This window comes from Paracoccus sp. (in: a-proteobacteria), from assembly GCF_032007265.1.
Classification (GTDB): Bacteria; Pseudomonadota; Alphaproteobacteria; order Rhodobacterales; family Rhodobacteraceae; genus Paracoccus.
Genome location: NZ_DALZMB010000093.1, coordinates 1 through 3061, shown reverse-complemented (window position 1 = coordinate 3061; position 3061 = coordinate 1). Strand labels below are relative to the sequence as shown.

The window sequence follows — 3061 nt, the reverse complement described above, 5'->3', positions numbered from 1 at the left end:
ATCCGCACGGTTGTGGTTTTGCTGGCCTTGGTCCTGATCGTGATTGCTACGGGCCAATGGCAGCCGCTGGCCTCGGTTTCAGGGAAAACCTATCTGTTTCTGGTGCTATCGGGATTGGGAACTGGCGCCTCGTGGCTGTGCTATTTCCGCGCGCTGAAACTAGGAGATGCGGCCCGCGTTGCACCGATTGATAAGTTGAGCGTGGTTTTCGTCGCCATTTTGGCCGCCCTGTTTCTGGGAGAGCGCCTGGCCCCGATCAACTGGCTGGGAATTGCCCTGATCGCAGGGGGCGCGATTTTGGTCACGCTCAAGTAATCAGTGGCGAGACCAAAGATCGTGCATTCGGACTGCCGCTGCCAAAGGCATTGTGCGGCATCCCCAGCGCCAAGATTGCTCCGATTGGGACTTGATCCGGGCCTCGATCCAACTTCTGCAGGGCATTTCGCGCTCAGGTATTGTAGCAATATCTCAAATAGATATGCCATTTTCATCCTGCGCTGACCATAGGCGGTAGGTTAAACGATCAATAAGGGCAGGGCGATGCTATATCGCGCTGCCTCAACTTAGACAGCTTGGGCAAAACGCCCCTCCAAGACGGCTGGCTTGATGTGGAAAGTAACGCCACGTTTGAAAGATCAACGGTCTTAGCACATCTCAAGGCGTATAGCAGAATAACTTTTTGGCTAATGCTATGATTTCTGACATATTTTCGCGCGGAAATTCGCGGTTTTCCTGACCTCATTCCCGTAGAGAACTCACGATTTTAACGTTAGTCTTTACGAACAACGACAATATTTCGCTGCAGAATGGTCATCGCACCAAGAAATTTGCACAGAAATAATTGATTTCAAATGATTTTAACGCAAATGAGGGACCGTATATCAGCGGGGAACTGACCTGTAGATAACATCTCAATAATCCGTATTATGTAATAATATATCAATATCGCACGTCACTTCCATCTTTTATCGTATCGATCAACCGCCATGTGGCTGTGATCTTGCGAGTTGATGCGCCATCGCCTACATCTGCTTGAACAGCAAGAGGTACAGCCATGGCCATGGAAGCCCATGACATCGAAGCCCTGATCCGGGCGACGTTTCCCCAAGCCGAGATTACGATCACGGACCTTGCCGGTGACGGCAATCACTTTGCCGCCGAGGTCATTGACGCCAGTTTTCGGGGGCTCAATCGGGTTCAGCAACAACGCGCGGTTTATGCCGCGCTTCAGGGCAAAATGGATGGGCCGAACGGTGCGCTCCATGCTCTTGCACTGACGACAAAAGCGCCCGAGTAACGGACCATCACTCCATAAGGACTTCACCATGACCGATGTTCGCCAAACCATTCAGAACACAATCGACGCCAGCGATGTCGTACTGTTCATGAAAGGCACCAAGGCAATGCCGCAATGCGGCTTTTCCAGCCGCGTGGTCGGTGTGCTCAATTATATGGGCGTCGATTACCAGGACGTGAACGTGCTTTCTGATGAGCATATCCGTCAAGGTATCAAAGAGTTCTCGGATTGGCCGACGATCCCCCAGCTCTATGTCAAAGGTGAATTCGTGGGCGGCTGCGACATCATCACCGAAATGACCCTTTCGGGTGAGCTGGATCAGCTTTTTGATCAGGCCGGTGTTGCCTATGACAAGGATGCCGCGGCCAAGATCCGTGAAGCGAACGCTTGATAGGGCTTTAATTTCCTATTGCAACCATTTGATATTATGATAAAAGCCCGCCTCCTGGCGGGCTTTTATTTAGTTTTCAAAGCCATTCAGCTCATCGTCGCCCCAATCTTGATCATCATCCCAATCCTCGGGATCCTCATCATAGTATGATCCAAGATCGTCGTCCTGATGACGCCAAGATTGTAACCGCGACGCCAAGGTGATCCCGACTGCAAAAGCACCGACAACCGGGGCAAGTGCGGCAAGGTTTGACGACTTTGCACGCTCGATCTGCTCGCCGATCCGTTCACGGCGTTCTGGCGTCAGGCCTGCTTGCTCGGCCAGATCCTCGGCCGAGCGGACAAAGCCGTGGGCCTTGGCCTCTGCGGTGCCAGCGACTCGATCAGCCGTATAGCTCACGGTATCAACAAGCGATTGCACGCGCTGGCCTGCCTTGTCGGTCAGATTGCTGACCCGCAACTGGGCCGCTTCCAAGGCATCACTGGCGGTTTCTTTGGCTCGATCAAGCGCACGTTCGGCGCGCCCGGTAACCCGGTCCAAAACCGCATCAGTGGCAAGGCTTAGACGCTCTTCCAGTTCGGCGCGCAGCTCATCGGTGGTCGGGGGACGATGCCGCGCCCTGCCCGTGCCAACCAGCACCAACAGGCCCAAGATGAGAAAGACCGCGCCGATCACCAGCGAGGCCTTCATCGAGCCCCATTGCAGGTGATCCGCAAGCCAGGTCCAAAGCGCAGCAAGCAAGAACCCTGCCCCGATCAGGACAATGACACCCGCCCCTGCCTTCAGAGAAACGCGCCGCGTCGCATCCGAGACCGCAAGGCGCATCTTGTGCGCATAATCCAGCATGATGGCTTAACGCCGCGATGCGAGGATCAGGCCAATCAGAAAGCCAACGCCTGCGGCGATGCCCAGTGCCTGCGCAGGTTTGCGGCGCACCATATCCGATACATCGTCGTAGTAATCCTCGGCGTAATGGGCAACCTCACCCGCGCGGCGTCCGCCCTCGCGGTAAATGCGGTTGGCCTCACTGCGGGCGCGATCAGCATAGGCTGCACCCTTTTCACGCGCAGCATCCAGATATTCCGCGCCACGTTGACGCGCTGCATCGGCCAGATCGGCGCCTTTATCTTTGGCGCTGTCAAGGAACTCTTTGCCCCTGCTGCGGGCTTCGTCCAGGGCATCGGCCGCATCATCGGCAACCCGGCTGGCTTTGTCTGCCACATCCTGAGCCGCATTCTTGGCCTGATTTTTAAGATCGTTTGCCGCTTCTTCAGCTTTGTTCATGACGGATGCACCTTCTCATTATTTCAACTGATGACAGGGAAATAACGATAAGGGCCGCCCCTTTGTTCCGTCCACCGGGCCGAGAAATG

5 protein-coding genes are annotated in these 3061 nt (G+C 55.0%); 3 read left to right on the top strand and 2 right to left on the bottom strand.

Annotated elements, in window-relative coordinates:
• The 3 genes from RTS12_RS16335 to grxD form a co-directional block, all read left to right on the top strand.
• Window positions 1-315, top strand: a 315-nt coding sequence (locus RTS12_RS16335) for an EamA family transporter (protein WP_312530400.1), incomplete at its 5' end; no start/stop codon positions are given.
• A 739-nt stretch (window positions 316-1054) separates the two neighbouring features.
• On the top strand, window positions 1055-1297 hold the full coding sequence (locus RTS12_RS16330; RefSeq protein WP_312530399.1) for a BolA/IbaG family iron-sulfur metabolism protein: 243 nt from the start codon (window positions 1055-1057) through the stop codon (window positions 1295-1297).
• 28 nt (window positions 1298-1325) lie between these two features.
• On the top strand, window positions 1326-1688 hold the full coding sequence (grxD, locus tag RTS12_RS16325) for a Grx4 family monothiol glutaredoxin (RefSeq protein WP_312530398.1): 363 nt from the start codon (window positions 1326-1328) through the stop codon (window positions 1686-1688).
• Between the two features lie 69 nt (window positions 1689-1757).
• On the opposite strand, the gene RTS12_RS16320 is transcribed toward grxD, so the two are convergent.
• Together RTS12_RS16320 and RTS12_RS16315 are read right to left on the bottom strand one after the other, a co-directional pair.
• Complete coding sequence (locus RTS12_RS16320) at window positions 1758-2534, bottom strand: phage holin family protein (protein WP_312530397.1); 777 nt, start codon at window positions 2532-2534, stop codon at window positions 1758-1760.
• A gap of 6 nt (window positions 2535-2540) precedes the next feature.
• On the bottom strand, window positions 2541-2972 hold the full coding sequence (locus tag RTS12_RS16315) for a glycine zipper domain-containing protein (RefSeq protein WP_312530396.1): 432 nt from the start codon (window positions 2970-2972) through the stop codon (window positions 2541-2543).
• Window positions 2973-3061: the final 89 nt, after the last annotated feature.

Coding starts and splice junctions, on each gene's coding strand:
- RTS12_RS16330 (WP_312530399.1), top strand. CDS start 1,055: ATGGCCATGGAAGCCCATGACATCGAAGCCCTGATCCGGGCGACGTTT.
- grxD (WP_312530398.1), top strand. CDS start 1,326: ATGACCGATGTTCGCCAAACCATTCAGAACACAATCGACGCCAGCGAT.
- RTS12_RS16320 (WP_312530397.1), bottom strand. CDS start 2,534: ATGCTGGATTATGCGCACAAGATGCGCCTTGCGGTCTCGGATGCGACG.
- RTS12_RS16315 (WP_312530396.1), bottom strand. CDS start 2,972: ATGAACAAAGCTGAAGAAGCGGCAAACGATCTTAAAAATCAGGCCAAG.